We start from the raw sequence: 19,424 nt of genomic DNA, 5'->3' as shown, positions 1-19,424 counted from the left end.
TGTTCCGCCAGGAGCATGGCTGGGTAGCTACGTACGGACGGGATAAGCGCTGAAAGCATCTAAGCGTGAAGCCCCCCTCAAGATGAGATTTCCCAGTATGTAAGACCCCTTGAAGACGACGAGGTAGATAGGTTGGAGGTGGAAGTGCAGCAATGCATGGAGCTGACCAATACTAATCGGTCGAGGGCTTATCCTAAAAGCTTTCTGAAAGAAAGCTCGCTACGGAAGCATGAACAAACCCACCAAAGTGAAGAGCAGCCTCGTAGCTGATTCCGAGTACTTTGGCGGGGCCCGGATCAAAAACCGGGAAATGCTACGGAAACATTAAAACGCAAACGTTTCGTATCTAGTTTTCAGGTGATCAAACATCTGAATGATTTTGAAGCTGCAAGTCCTTTTAGAGGATGGATATTTTGCTGGTGAGTGATCATCGAAGCAAAAGCAGCGCAAAAATCCTGTTTGGTGGCGATAGCGGAGGGGTTCCACGCGTACCCATCCCGAACACGACCGTTAAGCCCTCCAGCGCCGATGGTACTTGGACCGAAGGGTCCTGGGAGAGTAGGACGCTGCCAAGCGGTACATTCCCTGATAGCTCAGTCGGTAGAGCACTCGACTGTTAATCGAGTTGTCACAGGTTCGAGTCCTGTTCGGGGAGCCATTTGCTCTCATAGCTCAGTAGGTAGAGTGCATCCATGGTAAGGATGAGGTCACCGGTTCGATCCCGGTTGAGAGCTCCATTTCTTTTCTAAGTGGCCCGTTGGTCAAGGGGTTAAGACACCTCCCTTTCACGGAGGTAACAGGGGTTCGAATCCCCTACGGGTCACCACTTATTATTTTTTATACATAATCTCAGGGAGGCTTAGCTCAGCTGGGAGAGCATCTGCCTTACAAGCAGAGGGTCGGGGGTTCGATCCCCTCAGCCTCCACCATGATTTTTCATAATTGGTTTGAAAAATGGACAAGATATACTTATCGATTGTTGGGGATTAGCCAAGCGGTAAGGCAACGGACTTTGACTCCGTCATGCATAGGTTCGAATCCTATATCCCCAGCCATTTTCTTATTTATGCATTTTTGTTGGGAGCCATTAGCTCAGTTGGTAGAGCACCTGACTTTTAATCAGGGTGTCGAAGGTTCGAGTCCTTCATGGCTCACTCTTATATAGGATTTAGAGGCTATCTATGGAAAATAGATGGTTTTTTTGTTTTATCGGGGAGTTCTTGACAATGGAATGTTTGATCTCATGGGTCGCATCAGAAGGTCTATACGCCCCTATACAAAGCCAATAAAATGGATGAGAGCAATTTCGTTATCCGCTACGGTTAAAGGCACTTATAGGGCCTTATTTTTGGCTTGAACGCGTTTTTGGGGCACAGGTAATACTTCGATGCTTCTCAAAGGAAATATGGGGTTATACGCGGATTTCGTGGCTCTGTATGGATAAGATAACAGTCAGCAAGTTTAAAGGTCATAGGGCGGTTTTATTCGGTGTTATGAAGATGATCCCAATATACTCATATCATTTGCGTTTGGAAGGCCATCCCTGGCCATCATTATCCATGATATGTGAACGCATCGTCATGGCTTGATGAACTCCATTCTAGGTTTAAATTTCCCTTCATTATGGGAATGAATGTGGTTACCGTTGAATGACTTGAATCTGATTCATAAAGGGAAAGAATCATGCATCGTAAACGAGGAGAAGCCTGAATATCCATGGTTTATTGAGCTAAAGAAAAAGGGATAGGGTTTGATTTTAAAATTCCAAAAAAATATTTTGTAAAAATGCTTGACTCTTTATTGAGATGTATGGTAAGATCATTCTTGTCGCTACGAGATACGGTTTGATAAAACAAGCCGAATCACGATGCAAACAGCGACGATTCAGTCGAAGATTCGCGCGTGTGGCGGAATTGGCAGACGCACTAGACTTAGGATCTAGCGTCTTTGACGTGGGGGTTCAAGTCCCTCCACGCGCACCATGAATATGCGGACGTGGCTCAGCGGTAGAGCATCGCCTTGCCAAGGCGAGGGTCGCGGGTTCGATTCCCGTCGTCCGCTCCATTATAGATGCGCCCTTAGCTCAGCTGGATAGAGCGTTTGACTACGAATCAAAAGGTCAGGAGTTCGAATCTCTTAGGGCGCGCCATTTTCATGTCATATCGGGATGTAGCTCAGCTTGGTAGAGCACCTGGTTTGGGACCAGGGGGTCGCATGTTCGAATCGTGTCATCCCGATATTTTCATTCCGTATATGCGGGTGTAGTTCAATGGTAGAACTCCAGCCTTCCAAGCTGGTAGCGTGGGTTCGATTCCCATCACCCGCTCCATATAGATTTAAAACAAACACGCCGAAGGGCGTTTTTTTTGTTATATGAAGATTTGTGAGGAAGAGAGCCCGTGCATTGGGGTGAACTGCCTCTGGAGGCATCTTCGTGATCCCCCGATCAGGACGCGCGTCGATTATTTTTCTTCCTCGACAGGATGCTTAACTTTTGCTGTTTCAGAACGGCCCTTTTTGGGGTAAATAAATCGAGTGGACCCTTCATCCTCCCTAAGCATCTCCTCAACGAATGCCATCCTTTTACGATGTTCTCAAAAACAAGTCTAGTCCCGAGCCGGAAATCCGTTACTCATTGTAGAGAACTATATCGTCGGCAAGATTGTATCCAATCAGGCTTCGGTCCCCGCAAGCCTAGGAAATTGTTGGGCGCCATAAAAGCCCGCTGAATAAATACCCGGAAATTGGAATGGTTATTATCGAGGGAGGCAATTACTGCTCTTTATTATCAAAGTCAATGCTTGAAACACTATGTTTTATTTCTGCATATAAATGCACTGTCCTTTTTAATAATTTACATAATAAATTTTCGCTTTATCGCAGAAAAGTGCAGATTTTCGATGTATTTTGTTGTATGATGTTTAAAAAGCATAGCTAAGAGAGAGCAATACAAACGGAATGGAATGGGAGGAGTAGCATGACTGAACTTACGGTAACCGCAAACAAAAGCAATTCAAACAACCTTCTGCGGCGTGATGTACGTTTCTTGGGAAACATTCTCGGCGAAGTGCTTGTCCATCAGGGCGGCAACGAGCTTCTGGATATTGTTGAAAAGATTCGCGAGACCAGCAAGTCATTACGCTCTGTGTTTTTGCCTGAATTGTATGAAGATTTCAAACAAATCATCAAAACGCTTGAACCAGACATTCGCCATCAGGTCATCCGGGCCTTTGCGATCTATTTCCAATTGGTCAACATTGCCGAGCAGAATCACCGGATTCGCCGCAAACGCGATTATGAACGGTCGGCAGGGGAAACGGTACAGCCCGGCTCGATCGAAAGCGCCGTTCAGGACCTAAAGGATCGCCGGTTCACGTACGAGGAAGTGCAGGAGATCATCGAAAGCCTTTCGCTTGAGCTGGTTATGACCGCACACCCGACGGAAGCGATGCGCAGAGCCATTCTCGATATTCATAAACGGATCTCCGAGGATGTCATGCTGCTGGATAATCCGACTCTTACTTTCCGTGAACGGGAACAGCTCCGTGAAAAGCTGCTGAACGAAGTCATTACGCTGTGGCAAACGGACGAACTGAGAGCGGGCAAGCCGACGGTTCTGGATGAAGTCAGAAACGGCATGTATTATTTCCACGAAACGCTGTTCCACGTGCTCCCTGAAGTATATCAGGAGCTGGAGCGCTGCTTGAACAAGTACTACCCAGGCCATAACTGGCACGTGCCTACGTACCTGCGTTTCGGTTCCTGGATCGGCGGCGACCGCGACGGAAACCCGTCCGTGACGGCCGAGATTACTTGGGAGACGCTGCGCTTGCAGCGTAAGCTGGCCATTCGCGAGTATCAGCGGATTTTGAACGAGTACATGCAATATTTGAGCTTCAGCACTTCGATCGTGGATGTGTCGGGCGAGCTTCTGAAGTCGATTGCCGACGACCGCGAACTTGTCGAAATTACGAGACGGACCATTTGGCATAACGAAAAAGAGCCTTACCGGATCAAACTCGTTTACATGATGGAGAAAATCAGCAATGTTCTGGACGACAGCAAAAAGGGAACGCCGCAAGCATACGGCACGCCGCTCGATTTTATCGAGGATTTGAAAATCATCGACCGCAGCTTGCGTTTCCACTATGCCGATTACGTCGCCGATACTTATATACAAAAATTAATACGGCAGGTTGAGCTGTTTGGGTTCCATACGGCTGCTTTGGATATCCGCCAGCACAGCCAAGAGCATGAAAATGCGATGAAAGAGATTTTGGCGCAGATTAACGTCACGCCGGATTATTCGAAATTGTCCGAAGAGGAAAAAATATCGCTTTTGGCCCAGCTGCTTAGCGAGCCTAGACCGATTACGTCCAATTATCATCAATACAGCGCCAGCACGAAAGAGTGCCTTGACGTGTTCCGCACGGTCTATAAGGCCCAGCAGGAATACGGCACACATTGCATCACGAGCTATTTGATCAGCATGGCCGAAGGCGCAAGCGACATCATGGAAGTCATGGTATTCGCCAAAGAGGTCGGATTGTTCCGCCAAAACGCCGACGGTACCGTGCACTGCACGCTGCAGGCCGTACCGCTGTTTGAGACGATCGAGGACCTTCATGCCGCTCCGGCCATCATGAACCGATTGTTTAAGCTGCCGATCTATCGTGAGAGCATTAAGGCAAGAAACGATCTGCAGGAAATCATGCTAGGTTACTCCGACAGCAACAAAGACGGGGGAGCCGTCACCGCAAACTATGAGCTGCGCGTAGCCTTGAAGGAACTTACGAAGGTTGCCAATGAGGCAGGAATCAAGCTGAAGTTCTTCCACGGACGCGGCGGCGCGCTTGGACGCGGCGGCATGCCGCTCAACCGTTCGATCCTCGCTCAGCCGGCTTCCACGATTGGCGGCGGCATCAAAATCACGGAACAAGGCGAAGTCATTTCGTCCCGTTATTCCCTCAAAGGGATTGCGTACCGCAGTTTGGAGCAGGCAACGTCGGCTTTGATCACCGCGGCGATCAACAAACGTGCTCCGCAGGAAGATGACGAGCGCGAAGCGTATTGGGATAACATCGTTAAAGAGATGTCGGAGGTATCCCGTAAAAAGTACCAGGATCTCATCTTTCGCGATCCGGACTTCCTAACCTTCTTCAAGGAGTCGACGCCGCTGCCGGAGGTGGGAGAGCTGAATATCGGCTCCCGTCCTTCCAAACGGAAAAACAGCGACCGTTTCGAGGATCTGCGCGCGATTCCGTGGGTATTTTCCTGGACGCAAAGCCGTTTCCTGCTGCCGGCATGGTATGCTGCGGGAACGGGGCTCCAAAGCTTTTATCAAAATAAAGAAGAGAACCTGAAAATCATGCAGGAAATGTACGAGAAATTCTCGTTTTTCACTTCCTTGATCGATTCTCTTCAAATGGCCATCGCCAAGGCGGACATGGTGATTGCCCATGAATACGCGAATATGTCCAAAAACGAAGAAGCCCGTCAGCGGATCTTCAAATTAATTGAAGAGGAATTTAAGCTGACTTCGGATCTGATCCTGAAAATCACCGGGCAAAAGGAAATCCTGGACAATGTTCCTGTCATTCAGGAATCCATTCGTTTGCGCAATCCGTACGTCGATCCGCTCAGCTATCTTCAGGTGCAGCTTCTGAGCGAGCTTCGCGGCCTTCGCGAGAAAGACGAGGACGACGCCGAGCTGCTCCGCGAGGTGCTTCTCACCATCAACGGCATTGCCGCAGGTCTCCGGAATACGGGCTGATGTGCCGCTGAACTGATCCGTAAGACGCATTCATGATGCCTTATTTTTGGAAAGCCGGGATTCAATTCGTTGAACCTCGGCTTTCCTTTTTTTGTTTGGCAAAAACCTCTTTGTATATCTTTACAAAGTTGTCTTGCATTTTGCAGGGAGTTGAATTACGATTTGAATGATGTGAAAAAAAGCTCGTTACCCATCAGCAAGTCTGGGGGAATTCATTGGTGGATAATATAGAAAATAGGTTGACCAAGCTGGCCCTGAAAGGGGATCAGCGCGCATTTGCCGAAATTGTGGAGCTCTACAAAGATAAAATATACCATTTGGCCTACAGGATGCTGAGCAACCGCCATGAGGCGGAGGATATCGTTCAGGAGACTTTTTTGCGCGTGTACCGAAACCTGGACCGTTATGACCAGAACCAAAAGTTTTCGACCTGGATCTACCGGATCGCAACCAACTTATGCATTGACCGTTTGCGGAAGAAAAAACCGACGTATTCGCTGGATGCGGAAATGAACGATCAGGAAGGCATGGATGGTTATTCGATGATCCCAAGTGATAACCGCACGCCCGAAAGCGAAGCGTTGTTATCGGAGACGCAGCAGATCATCTATCAGGCGATCGACTCGCTTCCGGCCAAATATAAGTCGGTCATGATACTCAGGTATTTGCAGGACTTGTCCTTGCAGGAAATCAGCGACGTTCTTGGCATGCCTGTAACAACTATTAAAACGCGGGTACACCGGGGACGGGAATTTTTGCGCAAAAAACTGGAGCCCAAAATGTAATTTTCCTGTTTTTTATTGAAACATTATAAACGGCCCTACGTATTACAAATTAAACAAGTCTTGTGCCCTTTGGCAGAAAAGGGTTCGAATACATCTACTTGAATGAAAGGATTGGCTCATATGGAATGCAACTTGGCCGTCTCTTTAATGCATGACTACCTAGATGACGACTTGTCCAAGGAACAGCAGATGGAGCTAAAGGCCCATTTGTTGTCCTGCCCTGCTTGTCGGATGCAGTTTAAAGAGCTGGAACAGACGGATATGCTGATGTTTTCCTTGTCCCATCATGCCCCGTCTGCACCTCTTGAGCTGACCCAGCGGATCATGAGCGCGTTGCCTCAGGAAAAGAAACAGCAGCCTTGGCTGGGATGGATTCGGAGACATCCTGCGGTGACGGCTGCGGCAATTTTTCTGATCGTGATGTTCATCAGCTCCGTCAGTTTCTGGGACCAGGACTCGCAGTTGGTAGTGAAGGGGAATGACCTGGATCAAGTCGTCATTGAAGGAGACACGGTAATAGTCCCCGAAGGAAAAAGCATCGCCGGCAATTTGACGGTGGAAAACGGAAAAACGAAAATTTACGGTGAAGTGAACGGGAATCTGACGGTCATCGACGGATCTTTATACCAAGCTTCAACGGCGCATATTTCCGGAAGGGTCAAAAACATTGACCAGGCTTTGGATTGGCTGTGGTATAAAATTACAAACGCGTTTTCCGATGTCGCCTACCGTTAAAACCATGCTGGAACTGAACATTGATGGCGCCTCTTTACAGAAAGAAGGCGCCTTTTTGCTGGAAAAATGTTTAAATGCATCCAATCCGGAGCTTGCGCCGCTTGCAACCTGCACTTGATCGTTATAACCTAGAAGATATAGGGGAAAGTATATTACATAGAGACCCATTTTACATTCAAGGGGTAGTACGGGGGCCTAAGTATGAATTATTTTACGGATCTGACATGGAAAGAATCCATTAAAGATATTATCGATATCGCTATCGTTACCTACATCATTTATCAGGTCATTCTACTCGTCAGAGGTACCAGGGCCGTTCAGCTTTTGAAGGGGATCCTGGTTCTCGTGATTATATGGGCATTAAGCACGTGGTTCGATCTGTTTACGCTGCGATGGCTGATGAACCAGATTTTTAACTTCGGCATTTTCGCCATCTTCATCATCTTCCAGCCGGAGCTGCGGCGGGCGCTGGAACAGCTGGGCCGGGGAAAGATCTTCGGCCGATCATCGGCGGAAGACGAGGAGTTCAACAAACTGATCGGGGAAGTCATTAAAGCCGTGAATTATTTAGCGCGTAGAAAAATAGGCGCGTTAATCGTTTTTGAGCGGCAGACGGGACTTAACGAATACACCGAGTCAGGCATTCCGATGCAGTCGATGGTCAGTTCGCAGCTGCTCATCAACATTTTTATCCCGAATACCCCTCTACATGATGGAGCCGTCATCATCCAAAACAACCAGATTGCCGCCGCCGCGTGCTACCTGCCGCTTTCGGAGAATCCTTTTATCAGCAAGGAACTCGGTACGCGGCACCGTGCAGCGATCGGGATCAGCGAGGTCGGGGACGCGGTGTCGGTCGTCGTGTCCGAAGAAACGGGCCAAATTTCGCTTGCGATCAATGGACAAGTCGTTCGCGACATCAAGGAAGAGTCCTTGATCTCGAAGCTGTATGAGGAGCTCCGCCCGAACTCAACCCCTAAAGACAAACGCCCGATGTTCTGGCGCCGGAAGGGGACGGATAAACATGAATAAATGGATCAATAACAACACTTTCGCCAAAGTGTTGGCGCTGGCGGTCAGCGTATTGTTATGGAGCATGGTTCACTGGAACAACGACACCCCGACCCCAATCGCCAAAATCGATACGAGAATCATCGAAAACGTCAAGGTCCAGCCTTTTGGATTGGACGAGAAAAAATACATCTTAAGCGCGATGGATACGGATCGGGTTCGCATTGAAATCAAAGGAAAAAAGATGGATTTGATCTCGGCGTTTTCCGATGAATACAAAATCCGGCTGGATCTGTCGAAAGCCAAGGTGGGGACCAGCACATTGCCTTTGAGCGTGGATCTTCCCAAAGGGTTGGAACTTGTCAACATTCAGCCTTCCACGGTAACCGTCAATATTGAAGAAAGAAATACGGCGACGTTCCCGGTTACGATCGTGACGAAGGGCACGCCTGCAGAAGGGTATACGCTTGGGCAGATTACGCCGCAGCCAGCAACCGTAAAGGTGACGCTCCCCGAAAGCGAGCTTCGCGAAGTCGCAAAGGTGCAAGGCTCCGTTTCCATCGACGGCGAAGACGGCACCCTGAAGGAAAAAAGGGTAAAGCTGGCGGCTTATGACAAACAGGGGCAGGAAATCCAAGGCGCCGTGCTTGAACCGTCCTCCGTAACGGTGGATATCGTCATATCGCCTCCTTATAAGGAAGTGCCGATCGAACTGCAATATATCGGAAAACTACCGGAGGGGCTTGTTATTTCCAAAGCACTGCCTAGCGTGACCAAAGTGAAGCTGTACGGCCCGCAGGATGAATTGGCGGGAATAAAGTCCTACAGCGAAATCAACGTGGATCTAAGCAAGATCACCGCAGCCGGAACGGTAGTTCTTCCTGTGGACTTGACGCCGCCGCCGGGTTTTGAGAAAATCGAGCCTAGCTCCCTGCAGGTGGAAATTACGACGGTTTCCAATTCGCAGCGAGTCATAGACGATATCCCGATCATGATCAAAAACGATAACGCGGGCGGATTATCGGCCGACATCGTGAACCCGGCGAGCAAAACGATGTCATTGGCGCTCAACGGAGCTCCCGGCTTGCTGGATAGTCTGACGAAAAACGACATCCAACTCATCGCAAGCATCGACGGACTGAGCCCGGGAACCCACGAGGTGACGCTGCAAGTGATTCTCCCTCGGTATGTTTCCCGAGCGGATCCGGGGACGCCTCTGACCGCGACGGTTGAAATTAAAGATAAATCGAAGCCTGCCGTTACCCATCCTGATCCCGGAACCGACGATAAGGGAAAGGAGCCGGGAAATGATGCCGGAACCCAAACCAACGAGAAAACGGAGGAGCCATTGCCGCCGGACTCCTCTTCCTCAACCGATAATCCTCCGGACGGCAGCACCAACGAAACGGGCGAAACCGAAAACAACTAACGTTATTTCGGAACTAAAGATCATATGAATGGGGTCTCTAAAAGGAATAGTACGGATCGGGGATCGAGGAGAACCCTGCTTTAGTTCGACGCCGCTAAAGTGATAATGACTTCCGAGAATGGACTGAAATGAGAAATTTATGGGTTGTTGATTTAAAGCATAGTATTCGAAAAAGGAGAAGGAACATGGGGAAATATTTTGGAACTGACGGCGTACGCGGTGTCGCAAACAAGGAACTGACGGCTGAAATGGCATACAGCATCGGCCGCTGCGGCGGTTATGTGCTCACGGGCGATGTAGAGAAACCGACGGTCGTGATTGGCATGGATACCCGCGTATCCGGCGTGATGCTCGAATCCGCCTTGGTAGCGGGCCTGCTCTCGATCGGAGCGCATGTCGTCCGTCTTGGCGTCGTTACGACGCCTGCGGTTGCCTACATTACGAGATTGCTGAAAGCCGACGCGGGCGTCATGATTTCCGCTTCGCACAATCCGGTGCAGGATAACGGCATCAAGTTTTTTGGCGGGGACGGATTTAAGCTCTCCGATGAGACGGAGCTCAAAATCGAAGCTTTGATGGATGCCGAAACCGACGAGCTGCCACGCCCGATCGGGAAAGATCTCGGCAACGTCATTGTCGACAACGATTCGAAATATAAATATTTGGACTATTTGAAATCCACGATCAGCCACAGCTTCAAAGGCATGAAAATCGTGCTGGACTGCGCGAATGGAGCGGCCTACGAACTGGCGCCGAAGCTGTTTGAAGAACTGGGTGCCGAAGTCATCAAAATCGGCGCGGAGCCGAACGGCTTGAACATCAACGACCAATGCGGCTCGACGCATCCGGAAAAGCTTAGAGAAACGGTTCTGGCAACCAAAGCCGACCTTGGCCTTGCATTCGACGGGGATGCGGACCGTCTGATCGCCATCGACAACGAAGGAGAGGAAGTCGACGGCGACTTTATCCTTTGCATTTGCGGGGATGCGCTCAACAAACAAGGCAAGCTGAACAAAGGTACGATCGTGTCGACGGTCATGAGCAACATCGGTTTTTACAAAGCTGCCGAACAGCTGGGCCTGAACACGGCAAAGACCGCCGTAGGCGACCGTTACGTGATGGAAGAGATGCGCAAAGGCGGATATAACCTGGGCGGCGAACAGTCCGGCCACGTTATTTTCCTAGACTATAACACGACCGGGGATGGCATACTAACGGCGATTCAACTCGTCGACATTGTGGCGGGCTCCGGCAAAAAATTGAGCGAGCTCAGAACGATGATGCGCAAATATCCGCAGGTGCTCGTCAACGTGCGCGTGGAAGACAAAAGCAAATACGAAGGGAACGCGGCAATCGAATCCGCGATCAAGGAAGTGGAAGGCATCCTCGGCGACAACGGCCGCGTTTTGGTTCGCCCTTCGGGTACGGAATCTTTGATCCGCGTAATGGCCGAAGGTCCGGATAAGGACCAACTGGATCAATACGTCAGCCAAATCGTTGACGTCGTGAAACGGGAACTTGCGTAAGACCTCGGATTTATTTTTACAGTAAAATACAGGAACTTTCATCATGGGCCGGTGAAACTAAAGTTCAGGTTTCATCGGCTTTCATATAGGGTGAACAGGGAAGATGCAATAAAGCATGGGAATGATGCCGGATTGCAAAAGCGGGTCGGTATGAATATAATTAAAACTACGTTTGTCGAACCATCACAAAAACGACAAGCGGGTTAAGAAGCAATTGTCATTCCGAAATAGAAAGCGAGGATCGTGAGGTTTATCCATTAAGCGCCAGAACTTGGGTTTTGTACGGAGAAAGAATCGGGCCGGCAGACGGCTTGATTCGCGAAGCACCAAGTTGACGAGGTGAAGGTGTTCGAATGATTCGGCGGGGACCTTCCGGTGATTCACCAAAGCCGTAAACCGAAAACGGAAAATGAATGGGCGACCGTTCACACAACGCTTCCGGGGGTGAAAGAGAAAATCATCATTTTCATGAGTGTGCGGGCATGAGAACCTAATAAAGCGGCAGCAGCCGGATGTACATTCGTGAAATCGTACCTTGTAAACTTCATACAAAGTTTGTTTTCCCGTACATTTGGCACATGCCGCACGGTTTGTTCCCGTATGCTCTCTAAAACCCAATTTGGAGAAGTGAACGGAGGAAAATAGATTATGTGTGGTATTGTCGGATATATTGGTCAAAAGAATACGCAGGAAGTATTGATCGAGGGATTGAAAAAGCTGGAGTATCGCGGTTATGATTCCGCGGGAATTGCGGTTTTTACCGATCAGGGATTGCAAATTGCCAAGGCTAAGGGCCGGATCGCGAATCTGGAGTCGAAGCTGGAGGAAACGCCGCTGGTGGGAAGCGCAGGGATCGGACATACACGCTGGGCTACCCATGGCAAACCTTCGGACGCCAACTCCCATCCTCATACGGACAACAGCCATAAATTTTCGGTCGTGCATAACGGAATCGTCGAAAATTATTTGGAACTGAAGGATGAGCTGATCGCGGAAGGACATCATTTTGTGTCGGAAACCGATACGGAAGTCATTTCCCATCTGATTGCGCGTGAATACCAAGGCGATATTGTCAAAGCCGTACAAAAAGCGATTTCCCAAATGCGCGGCGCGTTTGCGTTGGGCGTATTGACCGAATACGAGCCGAATAAGCTGGTTGCCGTTCGTCAGGCCAGCCCGCTTATTATCGGGATCGGGGAAGGCGAGAATTTTATCGGTTCGGACATTCCGGCGATTCTGCAATATACGCGCAACGTGTATATTTTGAACGACGGCGAGATGGCCGTTTTGACGAAGGACTCTGTCGAATTGATGACGATTGAAGGGAATTTTATTTCTCGGGAAATGATTCATGTCGACTGGGATGCCGTTACTGCGGAAAAAGGCGGCTTTGAGCATTTTATGCTTAAAGAGATTCATGAGCAGCCGAAGGCATATCGCGACACGATGCGCGGACGGATCGACGAATCCGGCAAAAAAGTCGTTCTGCCTGAGCTGAAGCTGACGCCGGAGCAAATCAAAGGCATCAGCAAAATCCAAATCGTTGCTTGCGGCACGGCATACCATGCCGGTCTTGTCGGACGCCATGCCATCGAATCGCTGGTACGGATTCCGGTCGAAACGGATGTCGCTTCCGAATACCGTTACCGTTCGCCGATCGTGACGAAAGATACGCTGGTTATTGTAGTCAGCCAATCGGGCGAAACGGCGGATACGCTGGCCGCTTTGCGCGAAGCGCAATCCCACGGGGCACATGTGCTTGCCATTACGAACGTGGTCGGCAGCTCCATTGCCCGGGATGCGGATGACGTCATCGTAACCCTGGCCGGACCGGAAATTGCCGTCGCTTCGACCAAAGCATATACTTCCCAATTGATCGCTTTTTACCTGTTGGCTCTCTACCTGGCGGAGGTGCGCGGCACGCAAACGCCGGAAGAGGTTGCACGCATTATCGCTGCCATGCAGGCGCTGCCTGAGCAGCTCGAAAGCATGCTGGAGAAACCGGATGCGATCAAAGCCTATGCAGAACAGATCTCCAAGCATGAGCACTTATTCTTTATCGGACGGGGATTGGATTATGCGGTGGCACAGGAAGGCTCTTTGAAGCTGAAAGAGATTTCCTACATCCATTCCGAAGCGTATGCGGCCGGTGAACTGAAACACGGCACGCTGGCCTTGATCGAGGAAGGCATTCCGGTGATTGCCCTGGCAACCCAGGAAGCCGTTCTTGAAAAAACGGTGAGCAACATCAAGGAAGTCAGCGCACGCGGCGCCGACATTATGGCGATTACGCACGAAGAGCATGTCGCAAGCCTGCTCAAGTCCGTGAACCAGGCCTTCGCCATTCCTAAAACCTTGCCGCTGCTGACGCCGGCCCTGTCGGTCGTACCGCTGCAGCTGCTGTCCTACTACGCTTCCCTCGCGAGAGGAAACGACGTGGATAAGCCGCGGAATTTGGCGAAAAGCGTGACGGTGGAGTAAGGAATCAAGACGAAACGACATTGCTGTTCAGTGAAAATAAAGTATTAGACTGAAAAATAAAGTGTTAGACCGTGAAAATAAAGTTTTAGACTGAGTAAATAAAGTATTAGACTGCTGGGTGCTTCAGCATTTACTCCGATAAAACAGACATCATGAGCATGAACCCCGTAAATGGAAAATATTTGCGGGGTTATTTTCTTTTTTTGGAGTTGATCCGGTTTGAATCTGGGTGAGAAGGTCAGAACTATCCGAAAATCGCATGAGTTGAATCAGAAAGAATTTGCACTGAAAATCGGCGTTTCGCAAGGAACGCTTAGTGATATTGAACGCGGGGTTTGTTTGCCATCGTGTGAAACGATCATTGCGCTTAAAAACACGTTCCAATGTGATCTTAATTGGCTGCTTTCAGATGACGAATCTTTCTCTCAAACTCCAACCTATATATCAAGCGAGGAATTAAAGCTGCTTACCAGTATTCGTGCACTCCCTGCTCAAGAGAAAAATGAGCTCTACGAAATTATAGAAATCAAAATGAGAAAAAATAAATATCCGAAAACGGATTAAAATATCCGGAAAGTGTAAATATGGTAATATCACCAAAACATATTGGGGTGTTACCAAGTGAAAGAAAAGTCGGGTATTGGAATCGTGACTCAAAATGGAATTTGGTTTAACGGGAGCCTCTACTCCTGTTCGCTAGCCATTCATGAGAAATGGTTTGAGCGAGCACGTCAAGTCGGGGGTTGGCCGGTGGCGGTTAAGTCCCAAGATAATGAAGATCAGATTGTAATCATTAATGAGGATGGCTTAAAGATCAACTGCTATCGAGTTGAATTTTTACCATGTGATTCAAAGAAAGTCAGGGCGTATTATTCAGAGTTCCAAAGATTGATGACGTTGAGAAAAGAGCTTGCAGATAGTACACGAAACAGTCTGCCGGACAAGCATTTGAGGTGATCCAGTGGCCAAGCGGAAACGGCAATTCACAGAAGCAAAAATTGAAAGGATGATCCAAGAAGGCAGAGGACAGGGTTCCGGCAAGGACTATCTTCCTTGGCTTACCATTCAAGACGTTCCTTCAGAAGGCAGGGCAACTCGTGGTGTTGGATGGACGACCGGTCGAAGACACCAACTCTTGTCGGATATTGAGCGTGATTATTTCTACCTTCTGGATTACTGCGACGATGTAACGGATATTCGTGAACAATTTCCTCTTCTGCCTTTAGAAGAAACGCAGATGATCGCGGAAAAAATCGGTGTGGAACATCCCAAAGATCCGAAAACAGGCATACCGGTTGTGATGACCACGGATTTTCTTATTACTTATCGGGATAAAACATTAGCCAGAACAGTGAAACCATCCGCTGAATTGGAAAATGAACGAACCATAGCAAAATTTGAAATTGAGCGGATTTACTGGGATTCCCGACATGTAGATTGGGGTATCATCACCGATTCAGATCTGCCGGATGCACTTATACGAAATATCGAATGGGTGCATAAAGAGTTCCACAATGAGGACGTTCCGGCGCTTGGAATATTTACGATTCGAAATCTGCAACAGATGTTATCCGCTAGATTACATAACGGTGAAGTCGTATCGAGAGCATGCTTGGCTTGCGATGAACAGTTAGGACTTGATGCAGGTACTTCACTTGCGCTATTCCGTCATTTTATTGCGCGCAAAATCTGGTCCGTCGATATGACCGAACGAATCATACCTACTCTTCCAGCTAAGGACTTCTCTGAGAAGCATTCGGATATAAGGCTTGAAGCGAAAGGTGGATGAATACAATGCCATCAAGGTCTATTTTTGAAAATCAGGTGATAGAATGGATTTCATCCGAAACGGATGACCGCGCTGTAGAGCGAATCCTGTGGATTTCCCAGGCAAATGACGTGGTATTCAGCATCGCGCTTGAGGACGATAAGGCGTTTCCGGTCATGAAAACATATACGGAGATCATTGCTGGCATAGAGGCTAATCTATGTAAGCCCATTGACTGGATCAACTCAAACATTCCGTTACTGGAGCATTCCATTGATCATGATCATCTCCTCCTCCGTGATAAGGCGTGGGATGCGATTAGAGATATCGTGTCTGATGAACCAGACTGTTTCGATAAAAAATGGCGAGGAATACGTGTACGAGAAGTTCAGGAAAAGACAGGCCTTCATAAAAGTACAATCTATCGATATTTGCGGAGATTCTGGCAAGGCGGAAAGTTGAAAAATGCGCTTCTCCCCCATTATTACAATTGTGGAGATTATGGGACGGATCGGGCGCCCGGAAAAGCAAAACGCGGCCGTCCCAGAAAGTTCGAGGATGGACCGACAGGCATCAATATTGACGAAGAAACAAAACAACTGCTTCGGTCGGGCATTCGGCTATTTTACAACAACAGGGAGAAAGCCCCACTCAAACATGCCTACCAAAAAACGCTTGAAAAGTTTTTTGCCACGGGCTTTCGACAAGATGGGAAAGCACTCGTACCTATTCTCCCTCCTCCGGATAAATTGCCGACGTTCGGACAATATCGTTATTGGTTCAAGAAAGAATTAGACTTGGAAGATTCCTTAAAAAGCCGGCTTGGAAAGAAACAATATGCTCTCAAGTACAGGCCTATTCTTGGCAGTTCTACTCATGAAAGCTTCGGTCCAGGTTCCAGATTCCAGATCGATGCGACTGTAGCGGATGTCTTCCTGGTCAGTGAATATCGTCGAGATTGGATTATCGGAAGACCGATTATTTACATCGTAATCGATGTATTCAGCCGATATATCGTCGGATTATACATCGGGCTCGAAGGACCGAGCTGGATCGGAGCGATGATGGCTCTGGCCAATACGACAATGGATAAAGTGAGATTTTGTGCTCAATATGGCATCGATATTGAACCGGAGGAATGGATTTGCAGTCACTTGCCTCAAAAGTTAACAGCTGACCGCGGGGAACTGGAAGGACACAAGCCAAGCCATCTTCAAGCCATCTTATTGATGTTTTGGGTGTAGATGTGGAGAACGCTTCCCCATACCGGGCAGATTGGAAGGGCATTGTTGAGCAGCAATTCCGATTAATCAATCTTCGAAGTATTCGGTTTATACCGGGAGCAATCAAAGAGCGTCAACGGGAGCGAGGTGAACGAGATTACCGTCTGGATGCCAAATTAACGCTTCGGGAGTTTACCCAGATTATGATTCGCAATGTGCTTTACCATAATAATCATCACCACATGCAATGGTACGATCGGAATGAGTTTATGATCGCCGATGATATTCTCCCTATTCCACGCGAGCTGTGGCAATGGGGCATCATTAACCGAAACGGACGGCTCAAGAAGCAGCCGGAACACATTGTCAAGCTAAACTTAATGTATCACGGGGAAGCGACCGTCACAGCGGCTGGAATTCAGTTCAAAGACATGCATTACGGTTGTGACCTGGCATTGCGCGAGCAGTGGTTTGTAAAAGCAAGGGCAGGCAAAACGTGGCGTGTTCAAGTATGCTACGATCCCCGTTCCACCGACGAAATTTATTTGTGGTTGGACGAAGGACACCGATTTGAAACATGTACTTTGCTTGAACGGGAAGAACGTTATATGAACAAACGATTCGAAGAAGTAGAGGATTTGCTTGAGATTGAAAAGTATCAAGGCCGCCATCAAGAATTCAACAATATGTTGTCCAAAATCGAACTGGACGCTCATACGAAGGCGATTGTAGAAGAAGCGGCTAAAAAGACTGATGAAGCGATGAAGCAAAATCAAGAAAGCAGTAACCAGCGAATAAAAGGAACGAGACAACATCGCTCCAACGAAAAAATGCTCAATCGTGAACAAGAAGCTTTTAAATTATCAGAGCAACCTCAAGTACCTAACATCCCAACAAATAATGTTGTTCCAATGAGGCGTGAAGATAGTGATGACGGAAAGGCACTGTCATATATTCCGCCGGCAGACAAACTGTCCAAAATTAAAGCCTATATGATCGAAGATGGTGAAGAGGAATGAGTGAATTTGATGTCCCCTTATTTCATTTCAGCCGCGGCACATTTGTTGAAGCAGACTATCAGGATCCGTTAATTGAGGATTATCGCAACAATCCCTTGCTTGAGGCACTGCCGCCGATATGGGACGAGAAAACCGTCGTACAGAAACTAGCTTCGAGACCGAAGTTTCATGCTTCTGAACGAGAGTTGCCTGTTCATCTTCGCTTACATTGCGTTCAACGGATTTCTCGCGATTTCTTTCAACCATTATCTCGACATCTGGAGTTGGAACAAAGCATTTCCCGACTGATTAGAGACGGTTATGTCGGCCGAAATCCGCTAACCCCGAATTATGCTTTCCGAGCCCGCAAGGACGCATATGAGCTCATCATGAAGGGGGCTACAAGCGGATATCCAGTGAATACACCCACATCAGCCGGGTTTGCTTTAGTGGGAATTTCGGGAATCGGGAAGTCCAGCAGCTTGCTTCGAATCTTGCAAATGTATCCGCAAGTGATTTTGCATCGGAAATATCAAGGCAAAGATATGCCTGCCCCCTATCAAATTGTGTGGTTAAAGATGGATTGCCCGCATGACGGTTCCATCAGAGGGCTCTGCCTGAATTTTTTGCTTGCGGTCGATAGTCTCGTTGGGACAAAGTACTACAAAAAGAATGTCACGAAAAATCCGGATGAATTGTTGCCGCTCATGGCGCAGGCGGCTGCGGTGCATTGTCTGGGCGTTCTTGTGATTGACGAAATCCAAAACCTTCAGGAAGCCAAGGACGATCGTGCAGCTCAAATGCTGAACTTCTTCGTTCAATTGGTCAACACGATCGGATTGCCGGTCATACTTGTCGGAACCTATAAGGCGCTCCCCGCATTAAATGGAGAATTTCGCAACGCGCGGCGCAATAGCGGCCAAGGGGACGCTACGTGGCATCATTTTAAGAAAGATGAGGAATGGACGTGGCTGCTGCAAGGTTTGTGGAAATATCAGTGGACAGACAAGAAGGCTGAACTGAATCAGGAGTTCATTGATATGATGTACGACGAATCCCAGGGTATTTCCGACATTGGGATAAAACTGTTCATGCTGACCCAATGGAGAGCATTGGATAAAGAAATGGAGCAAATTACTCCCGAATTGATTCGTTCCGTTGCAAAGGATCGGTTGACATTGATTCGCCCGGCTCTCGAGGCTTTGCGCTCCGGAAAAAAGAGACAGATACAGAAGTTTGCTGACATTTATGACAGTGTTTCCATTGATGATTACCTGGACCGAATTGAAGCCGAACAGCGGCAATCGGAACGATTGGAATTGATTCGGAATGAACTCGGTTACGACGTTGTGGAACAAACCGTGAACGAAGTCTGCGCATGGCTTGTAGAGGCGGGAATTGATCGCCAGTCAGCGAAGAGATCAGCCGAGCAGGTTGTAAAGGCTCACTTAAACGAACTGGATCGTGTAGACCTGCATAAAGAGGCCTTAAAGCTGGCTTTACAAACACAGCCTGTTCCATCAAGTGCTGCCACAAAGCAACGCGGAAGAAGCAATTCAAAAGTGATTCCGACTGAGCCTAACAAATTTGAGAGTAATCGTTTCACAAGGAAGAAAGAAAAAGTTGTCCGCTTACGAGGCGTTGAAAGCAGCCGGATATATTAAAAATCCTTTGGAATTCCTTGGATGAGGCATT

The 19,424-nt window shown here is 48.4% G+C and carries 13 protein-coding genes, 11 tRNA genes and 2 rRNA genes (1 of these 26 running past the window's edge); all 26 read left to right on the top strand.

Translation table 11 applies throughout. The features are described from left to right. Positions 1 to 196: ribosomal RNA gene (locus NYE48_RS24730) — 23S ribosomal RNA — on the top strand; it begins 2,851 nt to the left of the window's first position. Positions 197 to 458: 262 nt separating this feature from the next. Further along, positions 459 to 575: ribosomal RNA gene (gene rrf / locus NYE48_RS24725) — 5S ribosomal RNA — on the top strand. A 7-nt stretch (positions 576 to 582) separates the two neighbouring features. Continuing rightward, a tRNA-Asn gene (locus NYE48_RS24720) sits at positions 583 to 658 on the top strand. 3 nt (positions 659 to 661) lie between these two features. After that, positions 662 to 737: transfer RNA gene (locus tag NYE48_RS24715), tRNA-Thr, on the top strand. 14 nt (positions 738 to 751) lie between these two features. Beyond that, a tRNA-Glu gene (locus NYE48_RS24710) sits at positions 752 to 826 on the top strand. A gap of 27 nt (positions 827 to 853) precedes the next feature. After that, positions 854 to 929, top strand: a tRNA-Val gene (locus NYE48_RS24705). Positions 930 to 980: 51 nt separating this feature from the next. Then, positions 981 to 1,055 (top strand) — tRNA-Gln (locus NYE48_RS24700). 26 nt (positions 1,056 to 1,081) lie between these two features. Further along, a tRNA-Lys gene (locus tag NYE48_RS24695) sits at positions 1,082 to 1,154 on the top strand. A gap of 744 nt (positions 1,155 to 1,898) precedes the next feature. Continuing rightward, positions 1,899 to 1,982, top strand: a tRNA-Leu gene (locus NYE48_RS24690). 7 nt (positions 1,983 to 1,989) lie between these two features. Next, positions 1,990 to 2,064: transfer RNA gene (locus NYE48_RS24685), tRNA-Gly, on the top strand. Positions 2,065 to 2,072: 8 nt separating this feature from the next. Continuing rightward, positions 2,073 to 2,149 (top strand) — tRNA-Arg (locus NYE48_RS24680). 14 nt (positions 2,150 to 2,163) lie between these two features. Next, a tRNA-Pro gene (locus tag NYE48_RS24675) sits at positions 2,164 to 2,237 on the top strand. Positions 2,238 to 2,255: 18 nt separating this feature from the next. Continuing rightward, positions 2,256 to 2,329, top strand: a tRNA-Gly gene (locus NYE48_RS24670). Between the two features lie 648 nt (positions 2,330 to 2,977). Beyond that, complete coding sequence (gene ppc, locus NYE48_RS24665) at positions 2,978 to 5,773, top strand: phosphoenolpyruvate carboxylase (RefSeq protein WP_341000277.1); 2,796 nt, start codon at positions 2,978 to 2,980, stop codon at positions 5,771 to 5,773. Between the two features lie 218 nt (positions 5,774 to 5,991). Then, on the top strand, positions 5,992 to 6,558 hold the full coding sequence (gene sigW / locus NYE48_RS24660) for an RNA polymerase sigma factor SigW (protein ID WP_212952475.1): 567 nt from the start codon (positions 5,992 to 5,994) through the stop codon (positions 6,556 to 6,558). Positions 6,559 to 6,678: 120 nt separating this feature from the next. After that, positions 6,679 to 7,293, top strand: a complete 615-nt coding sequence (locus tag NYE48_RS24655; RefSeq protein WP_036715067.1) for a zf-HC2 domain-containing protein — start codon at positions 6,679 to 6,681, stop codon at positions 7,291 to 7,293. A 201-nt stretch (positions 7,294 to 7,494) separates the two neighbouring features. Next, positions 7,495 to 8,325 (top strand): diadenylate cyclase CdaA, encoded by an 831-nt coding sequence (cdaA, locus tag NYE48_RS24650; protein WP_212952479.1) that lies wholly within the window; start codon positions 7,495 to 7,497, stop codon positions 8,323 to 8,325. After that, positions 8,318 to 9,733, top strand: a complete 1,416-nt coding sequence (locus tag NYE48_RS24645; RefSeq protein ID WP_341000275.1) for a CdaR family protein — start codon at positions 8,318 to 8,320, stop codon at positions 9,731 to 9,733. Before cdaA ends, NYE48_RS24645 begins: the two co-directional genes overlap by 8 nt. Positions 9,734 to 9,918: 185 nt before the next feature. Beyond that, the gene (glmM, locus tag NYE48_RS24640) at positions 9,919 to 11,259 is read left to right on the top strand and encodes a phosphoglucosamine mutase (protein ID WP_212952483.1); all 1,341 of its coding nucleotides are present in this window, start codon (positions 9,919 to 9,921) and stop codon (positions 11,257 to 11,259) included. 648 nt (positions 11,260 to 11,907) lie between these two features. Next, a complete protein-coding gene (glmS, locus tag NYE48_RS24635) occupies positions 11,908 to 13,740 on the top strand; it encodes a glutamine--fructose-6-phosphate transaminase (isomerizing) (RefSeq protein WP_212952485.1) in 1,833 nt (610 codons plus the stop codon). 219 nt (positions 13,741 to 13,959) lie between these two features. After that, positions 13,960 to 14,304: a helix-turn-helix domain-containing protein gene (locus NYE48_RS24630; protein ID WP_036715070.1), complete on the top strand. Its 345-nt coding sequence runs from the start codon at positions 13,960 to 13,962 to the stop codon at positions 14,302 to 14,304. 57 nt (positions 14,305 to 14,361) lie between these two features. After that, complete coding sequence (locus tag NYE48_RS24625; protein WP_212952487.1) at positions 14,362 to 14,697, top strand: hypothetical protein; 336 nt, start codon at positions 14,362 to 14,364, stop codon at positions 14,695 to 14,697. A gap of 4 nt (positions 14,698 to 14,701) precedes the next feature. Continuing rightward, positions 14,702 to 15,529, top strand: coding sequence for a TnsA endonuclease N-terminal domain-containing protein (locus NYE48_RS24620; RefSeq protein WP_341000274.1), 828 nt, complete (start codon positions 14,702 to 14,704; stop codon positions 15,527 to 15,529). A gap of 5 nt (positions 15,530 to 15,534) precedes the next feature. Beyond that, the gene (locus NYE48_RS24615; RefSeq protein ID WP_246537245.1) at positions 15,535 to 16,752 is read left to right on the top strand and encodes a helix-turn-helix domain-containing protein; all 1,218 of its coding nucleotides are present in this window, start codon (positions 15,535 to 15,537) and stop codon (positions 16,750 to 16,752) included. A 2-nt stretch (positions 16,753 to 16,754) separates the two neighbouring features. Next, positions 16,755 to 17,750 (top strand): Mu transposase C-terminal domain-containing protein, encoded by a 996-nt coding sequence (locus NYE48_RS24610; protein WP_052147395.1) that lies wholly within the window; start codon positions 16,755 to 16,757, stop codon positions 17,748 to 17,750. Continuing rightward, a complete protein-coding gene (locus tag NYE48_RS24605; RefSeq protein ID WP_212952491.1) occupies positions 17,747 to 19,393 on the top strand; it encodes an ATP-binding protein in 1,647 nt (548 codons plus the stop codon). The genes NYE48_RS24610 and NYE48_RS24605 overlap by 4 nt, the downstream gene beginning before the upstream one ends. Positions 19,394 to 19,424: the final 31 nt, after the last annotated feature.

Origin of the sequence: Paenibacillus sp. FSL M7-1455 (assembly GCF_038004655.1) — a bacterium.
GTDB classification, from domain to species: Bacteria; Bacillota; Bacilli; order Paenibacillales; family Paenibacillaceae; genus Paenibacillus_AQ; species Paenibacillus_AQ cookii.
The sequence above is the reverse complement of the archived record's forward strand: the minus strand, read 5'-3'. Positions and strand labels throughout refer to the sequence as shown.

Coding starts and splice junctions, on each gene's coding strand:
- ppc (WP_341000277.1), top strand. CDS start 2,978: ATGACTGAACTTACGGTAACCGCAAACAAAAGCAATTCAAACAACCTT.
- NYE48_RS24655 (WP_036715067.1), top strand. CDS start 6,679: ATGGAATGCAACTTGGCCGTCTCTTTAATGCATGACTACCTAGATGAC.
- cdaA (WP_212952479.1), top strand. CDS start 7,495: ATGAATTATTTTACGGATCTGACATGGAAAGAATCCATTAAAGATATT.
- NYE48_RS24645 (WP_341000275.1), top strand. CDS start 8,318: ATGAATAAATGGATCAATAACAACACTTTCGCCAAAGTGTTGGCGCTG.
- glmM (WP_212952483.1), top strand. CDS start 9,919: ATGGGGAAATATTTTGGAACTGACGGCGTACGCGGTGTCGCAAACAAG.
- glmS (WP_212952485.1), top strand. CDS start 11,908: ATGTGTGGTATTGTCGGATATATTGGTCAAAAGAATACGCAGGAAGTA.
- NYE48_RS24615 (WP_246537245.1), top strand. CDS start 15,535: ATGCCATCAAGGTCTATTTTTGAAAATCAGGTGATAGAATGGATTTCA.
- NYE48_RS24605 (WP_212952491.1), top strand. CDS start 17,747: ATGAGTGAATTTGATGTCCCCTTATTTCATTTCAGCCGCGGCACATTT.